This is a genomic window from Streptomyces sp. NPDC058665, assembly GCF_042714995.1.
Classification (GTDB): Bacteria; Actinomycetota; Actinomycetes; order Streptomycetales; family Streptomycetaceae; genus Streptomyces.
The window spans coordinates 34,546-53,760 of the sequence record NZ_JBHXRX010000056.1 but is presented as its reverse complement, the minus strand read 5'-3'; the positions used below and the strand labels follow the sequence as shown (position 1 = coordinate 53,760).

Sequence of the window (19,215 nt, the reverse complement as noted above, 5' to 3'; positions counted from 1 at the left end):
CGTGACGGCCGTGGCGGCCCCGGGGCCCCGGTTAATTATGCCCCCGCGCCGGCGCGGCTCAGCGCCGCGCCCCCGGGCCCGCGTGGGGGGCCGCCGCCCGCCTTCGGCCGTCGCCCCCTCCCCTCTGACTAGCCCGTCACGGCTTGGGCGTGGCGTGCGGTGCGCACGTCACGTCGCGGCTGTCGAGTTTGCCGCTGAGCAGATACGACTCGACCCGGTCGTTCAGGCACGGGTTCGCCAGATTGGTGATGCCGTGCGAACCGGCGTCCCGCTCGGTGATCAGGCGTGAGCCCTTGAACCGCTTGTGCAGTTCGACCGCGCCCCCGTACGGGGTGGCGGCGTCGCGCGTGGACTGCGCGATCAGTACGGGCGGCAGCCCCCGGCCCGTGCGGACCTCGACCGGTGTCTGCTGCTCCACGCCCCAGGTGGCGCAGGGCAGGTTCATCCAGGCGTTGGCCCAGGTGAGGAACGGGTGGTCGCGGTGGAGCCGGGTGTTGTCCCGGTCCCAGGTGCGCCAGTCGGTGGGCCACTTGGCGTCGGCGCACTCGACGGCGGTGTAGACCGCGTTGCTGTTCTCCGCAGCCGCGTTGCCCACCGTGTCCGACAGGTCGGGCGCGACGGCGTCGACGAGCGCCTGGGTGTCTCCGGCCAGGTACTTGCTCCAGATGTCGGCGACCGGCACCCAGCTGGAGTCGTAGTACGGGGCGCTCTGGAAGAGGCCGATGAGTTCGGCCGGTCCTACGATGCCGCCGATCGGCTCCTTCTTGGCGGTGGCGCGAAGCTTCTCCCACTGCTTCTCGACCTTCGCGACGGTGTCGCCGATGTGGAACGCCGCGTCGTTCTCGGCGACCCACTTCTTCCAGTCGTCGAAGCGCATCTCGAAGGCGACGTCCTGGTCCAGGTTGGCCTGGTACCAGATCTTCTGCTTTGACGGGTTCACCACGCTGTCCAGCACCATGCGCCGTACATGGGACGGGAAGAGCGTGCCGTACACGGCGCCCAGGTAGGTGCCGTACGAGACGCCCACGTAGTTGAGCTTCCTGTCGCCGAGCGCGGCCCGCAGGACGTCCAGGTCACGCGCGGTGTTGGGCGTCGTCATGTGCGGCAGCATCCAGCCGCTGCGCTCCTTGCAGCCGTCCGCGTACTCGGCCGCGAGCTTGCGCTGGGCGCGCTTGTCGGCCTCGCTGCCGGGGACGGGGTCTGCCTTGGGAGCCTTGACGAACTCCTGCGGGTCGACGCACGAGATGGGCGTCGAGCGCCCGACCCCGCGCGGGTCGAAGCCGACGAAGTCGTACGCCTTCGCGGCATCCGCCCAGATCGCGTTCTTGGTCACGACGCGGCGCGGGAACGCCATGCCGGAACCGCCGGGGCCACCGGGGTTGTAGACGAGCGAGCCCTGACGCTCGCTCGCCGTGCCGGTGTTGCCGATCCGGTCGACGGCTATCCTGATCTGTTTGCCGTTCGGGCGGGCGTAGTCGAGCGGGACGCTCACGTAGCCGCACTGGATCGGCTTCTCCAGGGACCATTCGGCCGGGCAGTCCGCCCAGTCGATCCCCTTCTTCGCCGCGCGTGCGGCGGCCACCTCGGCACCGGCCGCCTGGGCGCTGCGTACCTTCTGTTCCTTGCTCTGCGCGGCCCTGCCACTGTCGGCACGGCCGTCGGCGCTCGCCGATGTGGCGGCGAGCGTGGTCGCTATGAGCGTGCCCGCGAGCAGAGTGCCGGCCGAGCCGAGCACCGCTGTGCGTCTCAAGTGGTACCTCCCCCTGTGTGACGCGCCGCACGCCGCGACGCTGTTCGTAGGGTTACCGAGGGGGATCCTTTCGTCTGTGGGGCAGTTGAGAACAGGCCAAACCGGCAATTCTTTGCCGAACCGATAGCCGGTGCCCCCAGTTCCGCTCAGCGGTACAGCTCCGCCAGTGCCTCGTCCAGGACCTGACGCAGGACCCGGGCGTCCGGGGCGAGCGCGGTCACGAGCGCTCCGGGACCGGCGAGCGGGGTGAGTACGGCGGTGTCGCCGAACAGTCGCGGGGCCACTGGCTTCTCCTCGAACTCCGGTCTCACCAGAAGGAGTTGGCCGACCGCCCGGTGGCCGCCGATGACCGCTCCGCCGTCCCAGCCGCCGGGTGCGCCGGGGCCGAGCGCGAGGTGCTGGTCCAGCAGCGGGCGGCCGGCGCGGTGCACGGTGAGCCGGGTGGTGACGGTGCCGGGCGCCTCGCCGTGCCGGCCGAGGATCAGTTCCTCGCGCAGTACCAGCCGGGCGGTGGGGGCGAGTTCGACGCGCGTGTGTGTCCGCAGGTCGCTGCCGGTGACCGAGATGAGCTGTTCGGGCAGCCAGTGCAGTACGGCGCCCTCGCCGACGGTGAGTCGTATGCCGTAGCCCGCGTGGTCGGCGGACCCGTCGCCGGTGCGGTGACCGGGCAGCGCGATCATGGCTGCCGCCGCGTCGACGGTGAGCGCGGCCCCGTCCCGTACGACCGCTTCGAGGGCGAGCCGGTCGCCGCCGAGCGGTGCGCTCATCGCGCCGACGACGGTGACGCGGGCGTGCTCGTGCGTGGCGACGGCCGCGCGCGTACGGCGCAGGGCGAGCGGTCCGTCGCTCTCCAGCACCGGCAGAGCGGTTCCGCCGCGGCCGTCGGGCGCGGCGGCGATCCGGGCGGTGGCCTGGACGCTCATGCGGTCCAGGCGGCGAAGCGCGCGCGCACCCACTCGGCGACCGGTGCCACCCCGTCGGGGCCGGTGAGCGAGGTGAACAGGACGGGAAGTTCTCCTCGTTGCTCCTTGGCGTCGGACGCCATGCGCCCGAGGTCGGAGCCGACGTACGGTGCGAGATCGGTCTTGTTGATCACCAGCAGGTCGGAGGTGGTGACGCCGGGGCCGCCCTTGCGCGGGATGTCGTCGCCGCCGGCGACGTCGATGACGAAGATCTGCGCGTCGACGAGCCCCTTGGAGAAGGTGGCGGTGAGATTGTCGCCGCCGGACTCGACCAGGATCAGATCGAGCGGTCCGACGGAGTCCTCCAGGTCCTCGACGGCTTCGAGGTTGGCTGAGATGTCGTCGCGGATCGCGGTGTGCGGGCAGGCGCCGGTCTCGACGGCCTGGATGCGCTCGGTCGGCAGCACGGCGTTGCGCAGCAGGAACGCCGCGTCCTCCCGGGTGTAGATGTCGTTGGTGACGACGGCGATGGACATCCGGTCGCGCAGCGCCCGGCAGAGGGCCGCGACGGTCGCGGTCTTGCCGGAGCCGACGGGCCCGCCGAGGCCGATACGCAGGGCGCGCCGGGAGCCGTCGGCGCGCACCGCCCCCGCTCCGTGGCTGTGCGGGTCGCGATACGGGTCGGTGTACGGGTCGGCGTGGTCGAGGTGCACGGTGCGGCTCCTTCGTGGTCCTGCGGCGGGGCACGGTGGCGTGTGCCGGTGGGGTGGTCGGGCGTTACGACGCGAAGAGACGCACCGGCCAGGCCGCGTGCGCCTCGGCGGTGATGTCCAGCAGCGGCGCTGAGGCTGCGGGCAGGGCGCCGGGCCCCTTCCGTACGGCGCGGTGCGCGGTGGCCACGGCGCGCCGCGCGGTCTCGTCGATGTCGGGTGCCAGCCGGGCGAGGACGGCGGTCGCGTCGAAGGGGTCCAGGCTCAGCAGCCGTACGGCTGCGGTGGCGGGGCCGCTGACCGTCTCGTACAGGACGCAGTGCGCGGCGTCCTCGGGTCCGAGGCCGGCCGACCGCGCGGCGAGCCCGAGGACGACCGGCTGGTGGGCGCCGCGCGGGCGGGCCGCGGCGAGGGCGTCGAGCTCCGGTCCCGGCCAGGTGGCGCGGGCGGCGCGCATCATCTGCCGGCCGAGCTTGCGGGCGGTGGCGCGCAGGGCGGGCGAGGGGGTGCGGGCGTCGGCGGCCTCGTCCAGGGCGAGGGGGTCGACGCCGAGTACGGCCGCTGCCGCCAGCGCGGCGGAGGTGAGTCCGGTGGTGTGCAGCCGGCCCCGGCAGAAGGCCGCCAGGTCGCGGGCGTCGGTGAGCCGAACCGCGCGGACGGCCGCCTCGGCGCCGCCCGAGTGGGCGTGGCCACCGGCCGGAAACCGTCCGTCGGCGAGGACGAGCAGCGCGGCGCGGCTCATCAGAAGAGGAAGTAGCGCTGGGCCATGGGCAGTTCGGCGGCGGGCGCGGGTTCGACCGCATCGCCGTCGATCGTCACCGTGAAGGTGTCGGGGTCGACCCGGACATCGGGCAGGGCGTCGTTCTGCCGCATGTCGGCCTTGCCGACGGAGCGGGTGTTCTCGATCGGCACGAACCGCTTGCCGAGACCGAGCCGTTCGGGAAGCGCGTCCTCGATCGCCGCCTGCGCGACGAAGTTGACGGAGTTGGACGCGGGGGCGGTGCCTGTCGCGCCGAACATGGGCCGGGGCAGGACGGGGCCGGGGGTGGGGATGGACGCGTTGGCGTCGCCCATCTGCGCGTACGCGATCTGCCCGCCCTTGATGACGAGTTGGGGCTTCACGCCGAAGAACGCGGGGTCCCACAGGACGAGGTCGGCGAGCTTCCCGGTCTCGACGGAGCCGATCTCGTGGCCGATTCCCTGGGCGAGCGCCGGGTTGACGGTGTACTTGGCGACGTACCGGCGGACCCGCTGGTTGTCGGCCCGGCCGTCGCCGGGCAGCGCGCCCCGGCGCTTCTTCATGACGTGCGCGGTCTGCCAGGTCCGCAGGATCACCTCGCCGATCCGGCCCATGGCCTGCGAGTCGGAGGAGATGATCGAGATCGCCCCGAGGTCGTGCAGGATGTCCTCGGCCGCGATGGTGGTGGGCCTGATCCGCGACTCGGCGAAGGCGAGGTCCTCGGGGACCGCCGGGTTGAGATGGTGGCAGACCATCAGCATGTCGAGGTGTTCGTCGATGGTGTTGACGGTGTGCGGGCGCGTCGGGTTGGTCGAGCTGGGCAGCACGTACGGCTCCGACACCACCGTGATGATGTCCGGCGCGTGGCCGCCGCCGGCGCCCTCGGAGTGGTACGCGTGCAGGGTCCGCCCGGCGACGGCGGCGAGGGTGTCGGCGACGAATCCGGCCTCGTTGAGCGTGTCGGTGTGGATGGCGAGCTGAACGCCCGTCTCCTCGCAGACACCGAGACAGGCGTCGATGACGGCCGGGGTCGCACCCCAGTCCTCGTGGATCTTGAACCCGAGTGCGCCGCCGCGCAGTTGGGAGCGCATGGCGTCGCGGGACATCGTGTTGCCCTTGCCGAGCAGTCCGATGTTGACGGGGTACGACTCCAGGGCGGCGAACATCCGCGCCAGGTGCCAGGGTCCCGGGGTGACGGTGGTGGCCTTCGTCCCCTCGGCGGGTCCGGTGCCGCCGCCGACGAGGGTGGTGATGCCGGAGGACAGCGCCTGGTCGATGAGGGTCGGCGAGATGAAGTGGACGTGGGCGTCGACGGCTCCGGCGGTGAGGATCTTGCCGTTGCCCGCGATGATCTCGGTCTCGGGTCCGATGACGAGGTCCGGGTGGACCCCGTCCATGGTGTCCGGGTTGCCCGCCTTGCCGATGCCGGTGATCCTGCCGTCCCGGATGCCGACGTCCGCCTTGACGACGCCCCAGTGGTCGATGATCACGGCGCCGGTGATCACGGTGTCCGGCGCGCCTTCGGCCCGGGTCGTACGCGACTGGCCCATCGACTCGCGGATCACCTTGCCGCCGCCGAACACGGCCTCGTCGCCCGCGAGTCCGGGGCCGCCCGAGCGGTCCTCCTCGATCTCGACGAGGAGATCGGTGTCGGCGAGCCGGATCCGGTCGCCGGTGGTGGGGCCGAAGAGGTCGGCGTAGACGGCTCTGCTCAGCTCAGGCATCGAGGGGTCCTCCTGCCTCGCCACGGAGGCCCGGTACGACACGCAGTCCGGCGATCGGGACGAGTTCGACGTCGACGGGGATGCCGGGTTCGAACCGTACGGACGTACCCGCGGCCACGTTCAGGCGCAGGCCGCGCGCCGCCGCGCGGTCGAACCGCAGGCCGGGGTTGGCCTCGGCGAAGTGGTAGTGGGAGCCGATCTGGACGGGCCGGTCGGCTGCGTTGAGCACGGTGAGGCGGGTGACGGGGCGGCCCTCGTTGAGGGGCACGGTGCCGTCCGCGTACAGGATCTCGCCGGGAATCATCGGCCGCGCTCCCCCGTCAGACGATCGGGTCGTGGACGGTGACGAGCTTCGTGCCGTCCGGGAAGGTGGCCTCCACCTGGACGTCGTGGAGCATCTCGGGGATGCCCTCCATGACGTCGTCGCGGGTGAGCACCTTGCGTCCGGACGCCATGAGTTCGGCGACGGTACGGCCGTCCCTGGCACCTTCGAGCAGGTGCGAGGTGATCAGGGCGACCGCCTCCGGATGGTTGAGACGCAGCCCGCGCGCCAGCCTCTTGGCGGCCACGTCGGCGGCCACATGGATGAGCAGCCGTTCCTGCTCGTGCGGGGTCAACTGCACGTTTCCACCTCACTGTCGCGGCCCGGTCCGGCGTGGAGCCTGGTGTCCGCCCGCACCGATTCAACACTCCGTTGAACACGGACAGGGGCCGCACAGCCGGACATCGCACGGTACGGCGGAAGTTTTTCCGGCAGGTTAACCGGGCTTTTGCCCGCCCATGGACATCAACCCGCGCAGGCCGTTCTGCAGGACCTCCACCGGGACCTCGCCGAACAGCGCCTGCTGGGCGGCGAATCCCTGCGCCGTGGCGATCATCGTCCGCGCGACATGCTCCGCCGGCACGTCGTCGCGCATCAGTCCCGCCGCCTGATACGCCTCGACGACCTTGACCCAGGCGGCGCGCACCGTGTCGTAGCCGGTCCGCAGCAGCGCCGCGAGCGACTCGTTGCGCAGGGTCTCCGTCCACACCTGGACGAGCAGACGGGGCGCCTGGACACCGGCGGCGGTGCCCAGGCTGAACTCCCCGCGCAGCACGCGGCCCATCACCTGGCCGACCAGTACGTCGGGCGGGTCGGGCGGACTCTGGCTCGCGGCCTCCTCGAACGCCTCCCTGACGGTGTCGAGCACCTCGGTGACGATGGCCCCGATCAGCTCCTCCTTGCTGCTGAAGTAGCGGTAGACGGCGCCGGCGGAGAGGTCGGCCTCGCGCAGCACGTCCTGCATCGACGTGGCGTGGAAGCCGTTGCGCGCGAAACAGCGCGCGGCGGCGTCGAGGATCTGACGCCTGCGGGCGTCCAGGTGCTGCTGCGATACACGGGCCATGCGATCAACGTAAAACGAACATTCCTTCTTGACAAGCTCCGGGCTCGCCGGTAACAGTGACAGGCATCCCCAAAACGAACGATCCTTCTTTTTAAATCCGTGGACCGATAGCGAGGACACCATGTCCGCCACTCCCACGCGCCGCATGATCGGCGTTGTGCTCCTGATCCCGCTGATCGCCGCACTGGCGCTCACGGCCTTCGCCTGGCCCGCCGCCCGCGTCGCGCCGCACGAGGTGCCGGTCGGTGTCGCTGGACCGGCCTCCGCGACCGAGCGGCTCCAGCAGGGGTTCGAGCGTGAGCCGGACGCCTTCGACGTGCACCGGTACGACGACGAGGCCGCGGCGCGTTCGGCGATCGAGAACCGGGACGTCTACGGAGCGGTGGTCGCCACCGAGCGGGGGCCCCATCTGCTGACGGCGTCGGCGGGGAGCCCGGTGATCGCCCAGCTGCTGCGGGAAGCCGTGACCGCGCGGGCGCCCGAGGGCACCGACGTACAGGTGACCGATGTCGTGGCCACCCCCGCCGGGGACCCGCGCGGCAGCGCGCTGGGAGCGAGCATGCTCCCGCTCGCCCTCGCGGGCGTCGCGACCGGCGCCCTGGTGAGCCTGCTCGCGCTGCGCGGCATCCGCGCGGTGGGCGCGCTCTTCGGCGCGGCGGCCCTGGCGGGCCTCACCGCCACCGTCCTGGCCCACAACTGGCTGGAGGTGATCGCCGGCAACTGGTGGGCGGAGGCAGGGGTGTTCGCCCTCGCCGTACTGGCCGTCGGCGGTGCGGTGGCGGGCCTCGCGGCGCTGCTCGGCCGGCCGGGCATCGGAGTCGGCGCGATGCTGATGGTGCTGGTCGGAAACCCGCTGTCCGGGGTGTCGAGCGCGCCCGAACTCCTGCCCGAGTCGGTCGGCGCGCTCGGCCAGTGGCTGCCGCCGGGCGCGAGCGGTTCACTGCTCCGCTCGGTCGCCTACTTCGACGGCAACGCGGCCTTCGCCCCGGCACTCACGCTCGCGATCTGGGCGGTACTGGGCCTGGCGGCGGTGGCGGTGGGAGCACGCCGGTCGGACGCGGCGCCCGGAAAGCCGGAGGCCCCGGCCCGCACGAAGGAGCCCGCCCCCGTCGGATGACCGTCCGCGCCGGCCAGCGGTCGGTCCCGCCCTGAGCCACACTCCGTACCGTTCCTGACCGTTCTTGTGGGTCGAACGACCGGCACACCCGGCGCCCGGTCCGGGCTAGCGTGCCTGTCGTACGGGACTGTGGCTTTTCAGTGCTGATTCTTCGCCACCGGAAGATGTCCGCATCTTTGTCCCATATCCACGAACAAGAGGGACGGAATGCAGCACACGAGGCGTAAGAGGATCGCGGCCGCGACGGCGATGGGCGCACTGACGGTGCTTCTCGCCACCGGATGCTCCTTCAGCATCGGTGAAACGGAGAAGAAGGACGAACCGACGGCCGGCTCGGGAGCGACCCCCGGCGAGGAGGACTCGGCCGAGGAGGAGACACCGGCCGAGGAGACGCCGGCCGGCGACGCCCCCGCGGCGCCCGGGAACACGGGCGTCAGCGAGGACGGGGCCGTCCACAAGGCCCGAGTCGCGCAGACGATCTCCGACAAGCTCACCGAGAACGCCGGCAAGCGCCCCGACAAGGTCACCTGCCCCGAGCACCTCCCGGCCCGGGTCGGCGCCACGATCCGCTGCGAGCTCAACGCCGGCAGCGACACACTCGGTGTCACCGTCACCGCCATCTCGGTCAACGGCAACCAGGTCAACTACACCTTCAAGGTCGACAACAGCGTCGAGTGAACCCGGTCCCTGTGCGCGGCGCCGCGCAGGGACCGATGCTCGGCAATCCCCCCCCCGCACCATCAGCACACCCTCCACGCAGCGCAGTTGACCGGACTCCCCCGGCTTCTCGCGATCACGCAGAAGGCGCGGCCCCATCGGGGCCGCGCCTTTTTGCCGCCGCTCACCGCACCGCCCGCGTCAGCCCGGCGGCTCGTGCTTCGCCACGATGCCGAAGTCCGCGCGTTCGCCCGGAGCGGACGTCACCGAGCGGATCGTGCTCACCGAGGCGATCACGCGCTCCTCCGCCGCCACGGCGTCGTCGAGCTTCAGGCTCTCCAGTCGTTCCAGGTCAGCGGCCGAAACGAGGGCGACGAGCGGCTTGCCGTGGCGCGTCACGACCACGCGCTCCTCGCCGTAGACGACCCGGTTGATCAGGTCGGCGAGTTCTGCCCGCGCTTGCGTCACCGGAATTTCGTAGGCCATGGTTGCCATCTTACGGCCTGTACGTCCTGTACATTTTTTACCGAGGCCACCGACGGACGAGAGCCGCGTCCGGCACGCGAGGAGAGGCACACCATGGACCGTCCTTCCGCCCGCTACGTCCTGCCGGAGTTCACCGAGCGGACCTCCGCCGGGACCCGCTCCCTCGATCCGTACTCCAAGCTCTTCGAAGGACGGATCATCTTCCTCGGCACCGCCCTGGACGACACCGCCGCGAACGATGTGATCGCCCAGCTGCTGCAACTCGAATACGCCGCGCCCGGCCAGGACATCGCGCTCTACATCAACTCCCCCGGAGGCTCGCTGAGCTCGATGTCCGCCGTCTACGACACGATGCAGGTCGTCGGCTGCGACGTGGCGACGACCTGTCTCGGCCAGGCGGCGTCCACCGCCGCGGTCCTGCTCGCCGCCGGAGCGCCGGGCAAGCGGATGGCGCTGCCCGGCGCGCGCGTCGTTCTCCAGCAGCCGGGGATCGAGGAGCCCGTACGCGGCCAGCCGTCCGATCTCGCCATCCACGCCGAGGAGTTGCTGCGGCTGCGCACCCTGATGGCCGAGACGCTGGTGCGGCACACCGGACAGAGCGCCGAGCGGATCGACACCGACATCGACCGGGACACGATCTTCGACGCGACGGGCGCCAAGGAGTACGGCCTGGTGGACCAGGTGACACAGGACCGCAGGTCGTCCCTGAGCTTCAACGCCCCCCGGTGAACCGCCGATGCTGCCACCGGAACTGCCGCCGCTGCCCGCGCTGACCCGCGCCGAGGGCGACTTCGTCGACAGCTACCTCCGGGTCGTCGACCTGGTCGGCCGGATCAACCCCTCGCGCGCCGACGACACGTACAGCGCGCTGCGCGCCGCACAGGCCCTGGTCTCCGGGGCCGCCGAACTGCGCGACGCGCTGACGCTGATGCACGCGAGAGGTGAGACGGAACTGCACACGCCGACCCTGGACCGTACGCTCCGGGTGCTCGACGGGGAGCGCAGGGCCGGACGGGTCACCATGCCGCCCGGCCCGGTGACTTGATACCGGCCCGCACCCCGCACCCCCGCCCCGCGACGGACTTCGGCCGCCGGCCTGCCCGTTCGGACGCGTCCGTACGGGATTTGGCCGCACGTTCGGCGTATCGGCCCGCCCGCGGCGATCGGACCGGCGACTTGCGACGGACGATCGGCCGTCCGGTCGTAACGCCTCGCTGCGCCGCAGGTACAGCGCGTGAGCTGTCATATGAGCCGTTCACCGAATCGGCCGTACCGACCCAAATGGTCCATAAGTGACGAGAGTCACATCCGGCCGTTTCAACGCGGATTCGCGCTGAGGCCGCGTCAAGATCCCTGGGACGACAAGCCCCCGCCACCTCGGCGGGGCGGTCCGGGTGGACGCCGAGTCCTGCCGCCGCTCCGGACGACTGGTCGACACGAGTGGATCGGCAGGAGTGGAGGACCCGAGCAGTTCGGGGCGGTCCGACCATGGACAGCTCCTCGGGGTGAAGCCGCACAGCGGCCGGACATCTTCGCCTGTCCGAACCCGACAGGTCATCCTTCACAGGCGGCTGACGAAGGGTTGCGCATGACCGCGCAGACGCATGTCCCGTCGCTGCTCTCCCGGGCCGGTACCGCATCGGTCCTCCTCGCCGCCGTCGGCGGCACGATGCTGGCGCCCGGCGCCGTGTCGGAAGCACACGCCCTGCCCGCCGCCGCGAAGGCGCTGGATGTGGCGGCCTCCAAGAAAGGCGCCCCGTACTCGTACGGGGCGACAGGTCCGCACCGGTTCGACTGCTCGGGGCTGACGCTCTTCTCGTACAAGAAGGCCGGCAAAGCGCTTCCCCGCACCGCGCAGCAGCAGTACAACCGCACGCACCACATCTCCGCCGCCGGGCGCAGACAGGGCGATCTGGTCTTCTTCCATTCAGGAGGGAGCGTCTACCACGTCGGGATCTACGCCGGCCACGGCAAGATCTGGCATTCGCCCAAGAGCGGTCAGGTGGTGCGGCTGGAGCGCATCTGGTCCAGGAGCGTCCTGTACGGCCGGGTCCGCTGACCCCCGGCGCACCGGGGACACCGCGGCCCGCTCAGCCCCGGGCGCGAACCGTCCACGGCAGGGCGATCCAGACCGTCTTGCCGCCGTCCGCGGTGGGTGTGACGGCCAGTCGGCCGCCGTGCTCGGCGGTCAGCGCCCGGATGATGACCATGCCGCGGCCGTTGTCCTGCTGGACCGCGGCGGGGAGCCGCTGCGGCCAGCGCGGGTGGCTGTCCGTGACGCCGACGCGCAGTTCCTCCTCGCGCCGCAGGGTGACGTCGATCGTGAAGGTCGGTGAGGTGCCGAGGGTGTGCTGCACGGCGTTGGTGGCCAGTTCCGAGATGATCAGGCGAACCGTTTCGGCGGTACCGGCATCGCTCGGCAGCCCCCACTCGGTGAGCACACGCGCGACGTATCTGCGTGCCTCGGACACCGAGGCCGGATCGCTCGGCAGGGTGACGGATGCTTCCTGATGGTCTGCCATGGCGACGCTGTCCCTTTCCCACCGGGACGCAGACCGACCTATGGCTGATGCCCGCGAGTACGTCCCCGGATTGCGCTGCGCGCCACACTGCCATCAACGCAACCCGGTGCACGGGCGATCCGCCGGGATACGCCCCTGTCTGTCGCTCTAAGCGGTGAACCCTGCTACGCGAAACCGTATTTACGCGCGCTCAAGTTCGGGGGCCCGGCGACCGACAGACGACGGGTGCTCGCCCAGACGAGTGCTCAGCCCGGACCGGTGCTCAGCCCGTCGGCGCCACGGCCCCGGCGGGCGCCGTCGCGATGATCGTCGCCAGGGCGCCGTCGACCTGAGCGTCCGTCAGGTCGGCGCGGGCCGTGAGCCTGATCCGGGAGATCCCGTCCGGCACGGACGGCGGCCGGAAGCAGCCCACCACCAGCCCTGCTGTGCGGCAGTCGGCGGCCCACCGGACGGCCGCGTCCGGAGACGGCGCACGGACGGAGACGACGGCCGCGTCCGGTCGTACGGCGGTGAGTCCCGCCCCCGTCAGCCCGCGGTGCAGCGCGTTCGCCACCGCGCGCGCCCGGACCGCCAGCGAGGGGTCCTCGCGCAGCAGCCGCAGGCTCGCGAGCGCGGCGCCCGCGGCGGCCGGGGCGAGACCGGTGTCGAAGATGAACGACCGTGCCGTGTTGACGAGTTGGCCGATCACCCGGGCCGGCCCGAGGACCGCGCCGCCCTGGCTGCCCAGCGACTTGGAGAGCGTGAGGGTGACGACCGTCCCCGGGTCGCCCGCCAGACCCGCCGCGTGGACGGCGCCACGGCCGCCGTCGCCGAGGACGCCGAGACCGTGCGCGTCGTCCACGAGGAGTGCGGCTCCCCGCGTACGGCAGACGTCGGCCAGCCGCGCGAGCGGCGCCGCGTCACCGTCCACCGAGAAGACCGAGTCGCTGACGGCCAGGGCCCGGGAGCCTTCGTACGTTTCGAGCGTCTTGGCCACCGCCTTGGGATCGGCGTGCGGTACGACGACGGTCTCGGCGCGAGAGAGACGGCAACCGTCCACGATCGAGGCGTGGTTGGCGGCGTCGGAGACGATGAGCGAGCCGCGCGCGGTCAGCGCGGTGAGGGCGGCGAGGTTCGCGGCGTATCCGGACGACAGGACGAGCGCGGCCTCGAAACCGCAGAAGTCGGCGAGCTCACGCTCCAGTTCGGCGTGCAGCGCGGTGCTTCCGGTGACCAGCCGCGAGCCGGTGGCGCCCGCGCCCCAGCGGCGCGCCGCGTCGGCCGCCGCGCCCGTCGTCACCGGGTGGTGGGTGAGCCCCAGGTAGTCGTTGCTCGCGAGATCCAGCAGGGCGGAGTCGGCGGGGCGGGGGCGCAGGGTACGGACCAGACCCGCCCGCTCACGGCGGCGCGCCTCGTCGTCGATCCAGCCGAACGGGTCCGACGGTGGCGTGGACAGCGTGCTCGGCATGCTCGGCGCGGGTGGCTCGGCTGGCACGGCGGGGGTCCTTTTGTAGGCAGCCCACAGACCCTAACCGTCGATCGCTCCGCTTCGGGTGTGGTCATACACACACCTGAATGCACCTGTCTTGTGGGATTCATCCTTGGCCCGGAGGCCCGCCGTAGGCCAGGATCGGCGCCATGGACCTGCTGAACACACTGGTGGAGAAGGGCCTTCGGCGAGAGCTGCCGTCGCGCGAAGAAGCGCTCGCCGTGCTGGCGACCTCCGACGACGAACTGCTCGAAGTGGTGGCCGCGGCCGGGAAGGTGCGCCGCCAGTGGTTCGGGCGGCGGGTCAAGCTCAACTATCTCGTCAACCTCAAGTCCGGGCTCTGTCCCGAGGACTGCTCGTACTGCTCGCAGCGGCTCGGGTCCAAGGCCGAGATCCTCAAGTACACCTGGCTGAAGCCCGACGAGGCGTCCAGGGCCGCCGCGGCGGGAGTGGCCGGCGGCGCGAAGCGGGTCTGTCTGGTGGCGAGCGGCCGGGGGCCGACGGACCGGGACGTCGACCGTGTCTCGCAGACCATCAGCGCGATCAAGGAAGAGAACGCCGACGTCGAGATCTGCGCCTGTCTCGGGCTGCTCTCGGACGGTCAGGCGGAGCGGCTGAAGGCGGCGGGCGCCGACGCGTACAACCACAACCTCAACACCTCCGAGTCGACGTACGGCGACATCACCACCACCCACACCTACGCGGACCGGGTGGAGACCGTGCGGCACGCGCAGGGCGCGGGCCTGTCGGCCTGTTCCGGGCTGATCGCGGGCATGGGCGAGAGCGACGCCGACCTGGTGGACGTGGTCTTCGGGCTGCGCGAGCTGGACCCCGACTCGGTCCCGGTCAACTTCCTCATCCCCGTCAAGGGCACACCGCTGGCCGGGGAGTGGAACCTGACCCCGCAGCGGGCGCTGCGCATTCTGGCGATGGTGCGGTTCGTCTGCCCCGACGTGGAGGTCCGGCTCGCGGGCGGGCGTGAGGTGCACCTGCGCACGATGCAGCCGCTCGCGCTGCACCTGGTCAACTCGATCTTCCTCGGCGACTACCTCACCACCGAGGGCCAGGAGGGCAAGGCGGACCTCGACATGATCGCGGACGCCGGGTTCGAGGTGGAGGGCACGGACACGACGACGCTGCCGGAACACCGCGGCGGCGGGTGCGCGAGCGCGTGCGGTCCGTCCGCGGACAAGGGTGACCCCGTGGCCGAGCCGGTCGGGGCGGGTGCCGGCTCGGCCCGTACGGACCTGGTGACCGTACGGCGGCGCGGTGCCGGTACCGATCTGGCGCCCAATGCCTGACACGCCCGCCCCGCCCGCGACGGCTCCGGGCGACCTCCTGGCGCTGGACCGGGCGCATGTCTGGCATCCGTACGGCCCGATGCCCGGCCGTACGGACCCGCTGGTCGTGGAGTCCGCCTCGGGCGTCCGGCTCCGGCTCGCCGAACCGGCGTACGGGCAGCGCGAGTTGGTCGACGGCATGTCGTCCTGGTGGTCGGCGATCCATGGCTACAACCACCCGGTCCTCAACGAGGCGGCGCACGGCCAGCTCGGCCGGATGAGCCATGTCATGTTCGGCGGGCTCACCCATGAGCCCGCCGTCCGGCTGGCGGCGCGACTGGTGGAGATCACCCCGGAACCGCTCCAGCACGTCTTCCTCGCCGACTCGGGATCCGTCTCGGTCGAGGTCGCCGTCAAGATGTGCCTCCAGTACTGGCGTTCGCTGGGCCGCCCGGCGAAGCGGCGACTGCTGACCTGGCGGGGCGGCTACCACGGCGACACCTGGCAGCCGATGTCGGTGTGCGACCCCGAGGGCGGAATGCACGGCCTCTGGTCGGGAGTGCTGCCGCGCCAGATCTTCGCCGACGCGCCGCCCGCCGGCTCCGGGGCGTACGACGACTCCGGGGCGTACGACGAGACGTACGCGGACCAGCTGCGCGCTCTCGTCGCGCGCCACGCCGACGAGCTGGCCGCCGTGATCGTGGAGCCGGTGGTGCAGGGCGCGGGCGGCATGCGCTTCCACTCCCCCGCGTACGTCCGGGTGCTGCGCGAGGCCTGTGACGAGTACGGCGTGCTGCTGATCCTCGACGAGATCGCGACGGGCTTCGGCCGAACCGGCGCTCTGTTCGCGGCGGAGCACGCGGGCGTCAGCCCCGATGTGATGTGTGTGGGCAAGGCGCTGACCGGCGGTTATCTCACCATGGCCGCGACGCTGTGCACGTCGGCGGTGGCGGACGGGATCTCGCGCGGCGAGGTGCCCGTCCTCGCGCACGGCCCCACGTTCATGGGCAATCCGCTGGCCTCGGCCGTGGCGTCCGCCTCGATCGACCTGCTGCTCGGCCAGGACTGGCAGGGCGAGGTCAAGCGGATCGAGGCGGGGCTGCGCGACGGCCTCGCCGAGGCGACGTCGCAGCCCGGGGTGAAGGATGTGCGGGTCCTCGGCGCGATCGGCGTCGTACAGCTGGACCACGAGGTGGACATGGCGGCGGCGACACGGGCGGCGGTACGTGAGGGTGTGTGGCTGCGGCCGTTCCGCGACCTCGTCTACACGATGCCGCCGTATGTGACGGACGACGACGACATCGTGCGGATCTGCCGCGCGGTGACGGCGGCGGCTCGGGAGGCCTGAGAGATGCCCGTACTGATCGTCTCGGGGACCGGGACGGAGATCGGCAAGACCGTCGTCACGGCGGCCGTCGCCGCCGTGGCCCTCGCCCAGGGGCGTACGGTCGCGGTGCTGAAGCCCGCGCAGACCGGTGTCGCACCCGGTGAGCCGGGTGACGTGGACGAGGTGATCCGCCTTGCGGGCGGCGTCACCACGGTCGAACTGGCCCGTTTCCCCGAGCCGTTGGCGCCCGCGACGGCGGCCAGACGCGCGGGCGCGCCACCCGTACGGCCCGAGGAGATCGCCGAGACCGCCGGGAAGCTGGCGACCGAACACGACTTGGTGCTGGTCGAGGGCGCGGGCGGGCTGCTCGTACGGTTCGACGACGAGGGCGGCACACTCGCGGACGCCGCCCGGCTGCTGGCCGCCCCGGTGCTGGTGGTGGCGCCCGCCGGGCTCGGCACGCTGAACATGACCGCGCTGACGGCCGAGGCGCTGGACGCTCGCGGGCTCATGGCGCTGGGTGTGGTGATCGGCAGCTGGCCGGCCGTGCCGGACCTGGCGGCGCGATGCAATCCGGCGGAGCTGCCGGGTGTCGCCGGTGCCCCTCTGCTCGGGGCGCTGCCGGACGGCGCGGGCGGGCTGGCGGCACGGCGGTTCCGCGCGAGCGCCGCCGGCTGGCTGGCTCCGGCGCTGGGCGGGGGCTGGGACGCGGCGCGGTTCGCGGCGGACGCGGCGGACGCGGCGGACGCGGCGCTTCCGGGCACCGGGGCCGCACGGTAACGAGTTGCGTCCCGTGAGCTGCTGAGCGGAGCCGTACAGGGAAGAATCATGGTGACGCCCTGTACGCCGGAGGAGATCCGCCCCATGCACCTACGCAACCGCAAGGCCCCCAAGGACTCCGTCCACCATCCGCTCTTCGCGCGCTTCTACGCGCGGGTGAGCGTCGCCGCCGAGACCAAGGGCCATATCGCCGCCCACCGCGCGGAACTGCTGAGCGGTCTGTCGGGACGGGTCGTGGAGGTCGGCGCGGGCAACGGGCTGAACTTCGCGCACTATCCGGACACGGTCTCGGAGGTCGTGGCGGTCGAACCGGAACGCAGCCTGCGGCAATTGGCGGTACGGGCCGCGATGCGGGCCAAGGTCTCGGTGGACGTACGGCCGGGCACGGCGGAGGCGCTGCCCGTCGAGGAGGAGGGTTTCGACGCGGCCGTCGCCTCGCTGGTGCTGTGCACCGTACGTGACGTACCGCAGGCGCTCGCCGAGATCCGCCGCGTCCTGCGCCCCGGCGGCGAGCTGCGGTTCTTCGAGCACGGGCTGGCCCGCGAGCGTGGTCTGGCGGTGGTGCAGCGGGTCCTGGACAGGACGGTGTGGCCGAGGCTCTTCGGCGGGTGCCACACGGCGCGCGACACCCTGGCGGCGATCCGCGACGCGGGTTTCGAGTTCGGCGCGCACCGCTCGCTGCGGGTGCCGGATCCCGGGCCGCGGACGCCGACGTCGCCGTGTGTGCTCGGTGTGGCGTACCGGCCGAGGGCGGACCTGGTCTGACGGCCTCGGGATCGGCTCCTTCAGAGGCTCCAGCCGCGCAGTTCCTCGGCGATGCGCCGTACGTCCGCCGTGCCGTCCTTGACCAGCCTGGCCAGATCCCTGACCTGCTCGGGCGAGGTGACGACCTTCAGGCCGCTCGCGACGAGATAGCCGTACGCGACGGCCGATGCGTACATGGCGTTGGACCGCTCCAGCGCGGGCACATGGAGCAGGCTCTGGAGGAGCGCCGCCGCGCGGGTGTGCGGATCGGTGTAGACGGGGGTGCCGAATATCTCCGCCTCGTGCCGGCTGACGGCGGCCACGAGGGCGCCCCAGTCGCTGACTTGGGGATCGCCGGGCATCTTGTGCTCGGCGACCATCAGCAGCCACGAGAGATCGATCCGCAGCGTCGGGTCGGCGTGCGACGGCAGTTCGGGGGAATCGGCGTTTTCCATTGAGGGCAGCTGTCTCGGTAGTGGGGCGGGCGTGGGGAGTTCCCGATGATCAGTATCCCCGACGTGGCTGAGGGGTGCGGATGAGCAGTGCGGTGATGTTGTCCTGCCCGCCCGCGTCCATGGCGTACCCGATCAGCGCCCGCGCGTCCTCAAGGAGGCTGAGATCGGCCGGTGTTGAGCGCCGGTGGCGGGTGAGCACGGCCCGCAGCCCGCCCGCGTCGGGCTGATGACGCGTCAGCCCGTCGGTGCACAACAGCAGCCGGCCCGGTCCTCCCGGCCGGTAGCTCCGTACCTGGGCGCCCGGTTCACCCGCGTCGGCCCCCAACCACGCCGTGAGGGCGTCGCGTTGGTCCGAGTCGTCCTCGGTCATCGCCAGGCACGTCCCCTCGTCGGGCAGCCAGTACGCACGGCTGTCGCCGATCCAGGCGCACCAGATGCCCTCGGGGCCGATGATGCCCGCGACGTACGTACAGGCCGGGGCCGCGTCCACGGAGGCGGCCAGCGCGCCGACGGCCCGGCCCGCACGGGCGGCGGACTCCGCCAGGACGGTCTCGGGCAGAGTCCCCTCGCGCAACCCCTTCGTCAGGTGCGCCGCGCCGACGGTGACGGCGACCTGTGCGGCGCGCTCCGCGCGGGGTGACATGGAGACGCCGTCGCACACGACGCCGATCGTCCACTCGCCGCTCCCGGTGACGGCCATCGCGTCCTGGTTGAGGCCACGCCTGCCGCGGTCGCTGACGCCGGCGGCGCCCGTACCGAGAGTGGTTTCGAGGTGGGCGCGGAAGGAGGGCTGGAGCTCACCGCAGTCCCAGCAGAAGCCGTCGGGCGCGACGGTCCCACCGCACGCGACGCAGTCCGGCGGCCCGGCCGGGCCGGTCATCGACCTCCGGCCGTGTCCGTGCCGAGCTCTTCCGTGAACACCGACTCGTACTGCTTCATGAAGTCGGCGGCGGACTCGACGAAGGTCTTCCCGACCTCGCCCATGTCCTGCCTGACGAGTTCCTCGATGTAGCGGTTCACGCTCATGCCGCGCCGTCCCGCCTGCCGCCGGGCGGCCTCCGCGGTGGTCTCGTCCACGCGTACGTTCAGCTGGGTCTTCGCCACCCCAACAAGCTAGCGCGCCAACGCTAGCGTCGGCAAGTGTGCCGATTTCCCGGGGCCGCGAGCCG

Annotated in this window: 23 protein-coding genes and 1 riboswitch; of the genes, 9 read left to right on the top strand and 14 right to left on the bottom strand. The window is 71.9% G+C overall.

The annotated features are described in order from the left end of the window. Window positions 1-136: 136 nt before the first annotated feature. From ACFWV8_RS29430 to ACFWV8_RS29395, 8 genes are all read right to left on the bottom strand, one after another. Complete coding sequence (locus ACFWV8_RS29430) at window positions 137-1,750, bottom strand: alpha/beta hydrolase (RefSeq protein ID WP_384210505.1); 1,614 nt, start codon at window positions 1,748-1,750, stop codon at window positions 137-139. A gap of 146 nt (window positions 1,751-1,896) precedes the next feature. Next, window positions 1,897-2,673: an urease accessory protein UreD gene (locus ACFWV8_RS29425; protein WP_384210502.1), complete on the bottom strand. Its 777-nt coding sequence runs from the start codon at window positions 2,671-2,673 to the stop codon at window positions 1,897-1,899. Next, on the bottom strand, window positions 2,670-3,365 hold the full coding sequence (gene ureG / locus ACFWV8_RS29420) for an urease accessory protein UreG (protein WP_384210499.1): 696 nt from the start codon (window positions 3,363-3,365) through the stop codon (window positions 2,670-2,672). Before ureG ends, ACFWV8_RS29425 begins: the two co-directional genes overlap by 4 nt. Window positions 3,366-3,429: 64 nt before the next feature. Then, a complete protein-coding gene (locus ACFWV8_RS29415; protein WP_384210496.1) occupies window positions 3,430-4,104 on the bottom strand; it encodes an urease accessory protein UreF in 675 nt (224 codons plus the stop codon). Then, window positions 4,104-5,825, bottom strand: a complete 1,722-nt coding sequence (locus ACFWV8_RS29410) for an urease subunit alpha (protein WP_384210493.1) — start codon at window positions 5,823-5,825, stop codon at window positions 4,104-4,106. Before ACFWV8_RS29410 ends, ACFWV8_RS29415 begins: the two co-directional genes overlap by 1 nt. After that, window positions 5,818-6,129 carry an urease subunit beta gene (locus ACFWV8_RS29405; RefSeq protein WP_384210490.1) on the bottom strand — a complete coding sequence of 104 codons (312 nt, stop codon included), beginning with the start codon at window positions 6,127-6,129 and terminating at the stop codon, window positions 5,818-5,820. Before ACFWV8_RS29405 ends, ACFWV8_RS29410 begins: the two co-directional genes overlap by 8 nt. Before the next feature lie 16 nt (window positions 6,130-6,145). Then, the gene (locus ACFWV8_RS29400) at window positions 6,146-6,448 is read right to left on the bottom strand and encodes an urease subunit gamma (RefSeq protein ID WP_329390821.1); all 303 of its coding nucleotides are present in this window, start codon (window positions 6,446-6,448) and stop codon (window positions 6,146-6,148) included. Window positions 6,449-6,583: 135 nt separating this feature from the next. Continuing rightward, entirely contained in the window at window positions 6,584-7,210 is a 627-nt protein-coding gene (locus ACFWV8_RS29395) for a TetR/AcrR family transcriptional regulator (protein ID WP_384210486.1), read from the bottom strand. Window positions 7,211-7,331: 121 nt separating this feature from the next. Here ACFWV8_RS29395 and ACFWV8_RS29390 point away from each other — a divergent pair, with 121 nt between their 5' ends. Both ACFWV8_RS29390 and ACFWV8_RS29385 read left to right on the top strand, forming a co-directional pair. Further along, window positions 7,332-8,327: an ABC transporter permease gene (locus ACFWV8_RS29390; protein WP_384210483.1), complete on the top strand. Its 996-nt coding sequence runs from the start codon at window positions 7,332-7,334 to the stop codon at window positions 8,325-8,327. Between the two features lie 207 nt (window positions 8,328-8,534). Then, complete coding sequence (locus ACFWV8_RS29385) at window positions 8,535-9,005, top strand: DUF4333 domain-containing protein (protein ID WP_384210480.1); 471 nt, start codon at window positions 8,535-8,537, stop codon at window positions 9,003-9,005. Between the two features lie 180 nt (window positions 9,006-9,185). Here ACFWV8_RS29385 and ACFWV8_RS29380 read toward each other — a convergent pair whose 3' ends face one another. Beyond that, on the bottom strand, window positions 9,186-9,470 hold the full coding sequence (locus tag ACFWV8_RS29380; protein ID WP_384210477.1) for a type II toxin-antitoxin system Phd/YefM family antitoxin: 285 nt from the start codon (window positions 9,468-9,470) through the stop codon (window positions 9,186-9,188). Between the two features lie 93 nt (window positions 9,471-9,563). Here ACFWV8_RS29380 and ACFWV8_RS29375 point away from each other — a divergent pair, with 93 nt between their 5' ends. The 3 genes from ACFWV8_RS29375 to ACFWV8_RS29365 all read left to right on the top strand — a co-directional run bounded on the left by ACFWV8_RS29375 (window position 9,564) and on the right by ACFWV8_RS29365 (window position 11,529). Next, a complete protein-coding gene (locus ACFWV8_RS29375) occupies window positions 9,564-10,199 on the top strand; it encodes an ATP-dependent Clp protease proteolytic subunit (protein ID WP_384210473.1) in 636 nt (211 codons plus the stop codon). A gap of 7 nt (window positions 10,200-10,206) precedes the next feature. Beyond that, a complete protein-coding gene (locus tag ACFWV8_RS29370) occupies window positions 10,207-10,515 on the top strand; it encodes a hypothetical protein (protein WP_329390807.1) in 309 nt (102 codons plus the stop codon). Between the two features lie 357 nt (window positions 10,516-10,872). After that, a riboswitch (cyclic di-AMP (ydaO/yuaA leader) is annotated at window positions 10,873-11,055 on the top strand. Between the two features lie 3 nt (window positions 11,056-11,058). Beyond that, window positions 11,059-11,529 (top strand): C40 family peptidase, encoded by a 471-nt coding sequence (locus ACFWV8_RS29365; RefSeq protein WP_384210468.1) that lies wholly within the window; start codon window positions 11,059-11,061, stop codon window positions 11,527-11,529. Window positions 11,530-11,560: 31 nt separating this feature from the next. Here ACFWV8_RS29365 and ACFWV8_RS29360 read toward each other — a convergent pair whose 3' ends face one another. Continuing rightward, entirely contained in the window at window positions 11,561-11,992 is a 432-nt protein-coding gene (locus ACFWV8_RS29360; RefSeq protein ID WP_384210461.1) for an ATP-binding protein, read from the bottom strand. A gap of 262 nt (window positions 11,993-12,254) precedes the next feature. Beyond that, window positions 12,255-13,439 carry an 8-amino-7-oxononanoate synthase gene (locus ACFWV8_RS29355; RefSeq protein WP_384210522.1) on the bottom strand — a complete coding sequence of 395 codons (1,185 nt, stop codon included), beginning with the start codon at window positions 13,437-13,439 and terminating at the stop codon, window positions 12,255-12,257. Between the two features lie 170 nt (window positions 13,440-13,609). On the opposite strand from ACFWV8_RS29355, the gene bioB reads away from it, so the two are divergent. From bioB to ACFWV8_RS29335, 4 genes are all read left to right on the top strand, one after another. Further along, the gene (gene bioB / locus ACFWV8_RS29350) at window positions 13,610-14,761 is read left to right on the top strand and encodes a biotin synthase BioB (RefSeq protein ID WP_384210454.1); all 1,152 of its coding nucleotides are present in this window, start codon (window positions 13,610-13,612) and stop codon (window positions 14,759-14,761) included. Next, a complete protein-coding gene (locus ACFWV8_RS29345; RefSeq protein WP_384210447.1) occupies window positions 14,754-16,088 on the top strand; it encodes an adenosylmethionine--8-amino-7-oxononanoate transaminase in 1,335 nt (444 codons plus the stop codon). The genes bioB and ACFWV8_RS29345 overlap by 8 nt, the downstream gene beginning before the upstream one ends. Before the next feature lie 3 nt (window positions 16,089-16,091). Continuing rightward, complete coding sequence (gene bioD, locus ACFWV8_RS29340) at window positions 16,092-16,847, top strand: dethiobiotin synthase (RefSeq protein WP_384210444.1); 756 nt, start codon at window positions 16,092-16,094, stop codon at window positions 16,845-16,847. Window positions 16,848-16,931: 84 nt separating this feature from the next. Continuing rightward, window positions 16,932-17,612, top strand: coding sequence for a class I SAM-dependent methyltransferase (locus ACFWV8_RS29335; protein WP_384210441.1), 681 nt, complete (start codon window positions 16,932-16,934; stop codon window positions 17,610-17,612). A gap of 20 nt (window positions 17,613-17,632) precedes the next feature. Here the strand turns inward: ACFWV8_RS29335 and ACFWV8_RS29330 are convergent, their stop codons facing one another. Genes ACFWV8_RS29330 through ACFWV8_RS29320 form a run of 3 tightly spaced genes read right to left on the bottom strand, consistent with a single transcriptional unit; the run spans window position 17,633 to window position 19,150 of the window. Next, window positions 17,633-18,046, bottom strand: a complete 414-nt coding sequence (locus ACFWV8_RS29330; RefSeq protein WP_384210438.1) for a fic family toxin-antitoxin system, toxin component — start codon at window positions 18,044-18,046, stop codon at window positions 17,633-17,635. Between the two features lie 49 nt (window positions 18,047-18,095). After that, complete coding sequence (locus tag ACFWV8_RS29325) at window positions 18,096-18,926, bottom strand: PP2C family protein-serine/threonine phosphatase (protein WP_384210435.1); 831 nt, start codon at window positions 18,924-18,926, stop codon at window positions 18,096-18,098. Continuing rightward, window positions 18,923-19,150, bottom strand: a complete 228-nt coding sequence (locus tag ACFWV8_RS29320; protein WP_329390787.1) for an antitoxin — start codon at window positions 19,148-19,150, stop codon at window positions 18,923-18,925. Before ACFWV8_RS29320 ends, ACFWV8_RS29325 begins: the two co-directional genes overlap by 4 nt. Window positions 19,151-19,215: the final 65 nt, after the last annotated feature.

Bases quoted from the DNA above. Each gene is read 5' to 3' on its own strand.
- ACFWV8_RS29375 (WP_384210473.1), top strand. From the start codon at position 9,564: ATGGACCGTCCTTCCGCCCGCTACGTCCTGCCGGAGTTCACCGAGCGG.
- ACFWV8_RS29325 (WP_384210435.1), bottom strand. From the start codon at position 18,926: ATGACCGGCCCGGCCGGGCCGCCGGACTGCGTCGCGTGCGGTGGGACC.
- ACFWV8_RS29390 (WP_384210483.1), top strand. From the start codon at position 7,332: ATGTCCGCCACTCCCACGCGCCGCATGATCGGCGTTGTGCTCCTGATC.
- ACFWV8_RS29360 (WP_384210461.1), bottom strand. From the start codon at position 11,992: ATGGCAGACCATCAGGAAGCATCCGTCACCCTGCCGAGCGATCCGGCC.
- ACFWV8_RS29370 (WP_329390807.1), top strand. From the start codon at position 10,207: ATGCTGCCACCGGAACTGCCGCCGCTGCCCGCGCTGACCCGCGCCGAG.
- ACFWV8_RS29345 (WP_384210447.1), top strand. From the start codon at position 14,754: ATGCCTGACACGCCCGCCCCGCCCGCGACGGCTCCGGGCGACCTCCTG.
- bioB (WP_384210454.1), top strand. From the start codon at position 13,610: ATGGACCTGCTGAACACACTGGTGGAGAAGGGCCTTCGGCGAGAGCTG.
- ACFWV8_RS29395 (WP_384210486.1), bottom strand. From the start codon at position 7,210: ATGGCCCGTGTATCGCAGCAGCACCTGGACGCCCGCAGGCGTCAGATC.
- bioD (WP_384210444.1), top strand. From the start codon at position 16,092: ATGCCCGTACTGATCGTCTCGGGGACCGGGACGGAGATCGGCAAGACC.
- ACFWV8_RS29410 (WP_384210493.1), bottom strand. From the start codon at position 5,825: ATGCCTGAGCTGAGCAGAGCCGTCTACGCCGACCTCTTCGGCCCCACC.
- ACFWV8_RS29355 (WP_384210522.1), bottom strand. From the start codon at position 13,439: ATGCCGAGCACGCTGTCCACGCCACCGTCGGACCCGTTCGGCTGGATC.
- ACFWV8_RS29380 (WP_384210477.1), bottom strand. From the start codon at position 9,470: ATGGCCTACGAAATTCCGGTGACGCAAGCGCGGGCAGAACTCGCCGAC.
- ACFWV8_RS29385 (WP_384210480.1), top strand. From the start codon at position 8,535: ATGCAGCACACGAGGCGTAAGAGGATCGCGGCCGCGACGGCGATGGGC.
- ACFWV8_RS29330 (WP_384210438.1), bottom strand. From the start codon at position 18,046: ATGGAAAACGCCGATTCCCCCGAACTGCCGTCGCACGCCGACCCGACG.
- ACFWV8_RS29425 (WP_384210502.1), bottom strand. From the start codon at position 2,673: ATGAGCGTCCAGGCCACCGCCCGGATCGCCGCCGCGCCCGACGGCCGC.
- ACFWV8_RS29405 (WP_384210490.1), bottom strand. From the start codon at position 6,129: ATGATTCCCGGCGAGATCCTGTACGCGGACGGCACCGTGCCCCTCAAC.
- ACFWV8_RS29335 (WP_384210441.1), top strand. From the start codon at position 16,932: ATGCACCTACGCAACCGCAAGGCCCCCAAGGACTCCGTCCACCATCCG.
- ACFWV8_RS29365 (WP_384210468.1), top strand. From the start codon at position 11,059: ATGACCGCGCAGACGCATGTCCCGTCGCTGCTCTCCCGGGCCGGTACC.
- ACFWV8_RS29415 (WP_384210496.1), bottom strand. From the start codon at position 4,104: ATGAGCCGCGCCGCGCTGCTCGTCCTCGCCGACGGACGGTTTCCGGCC.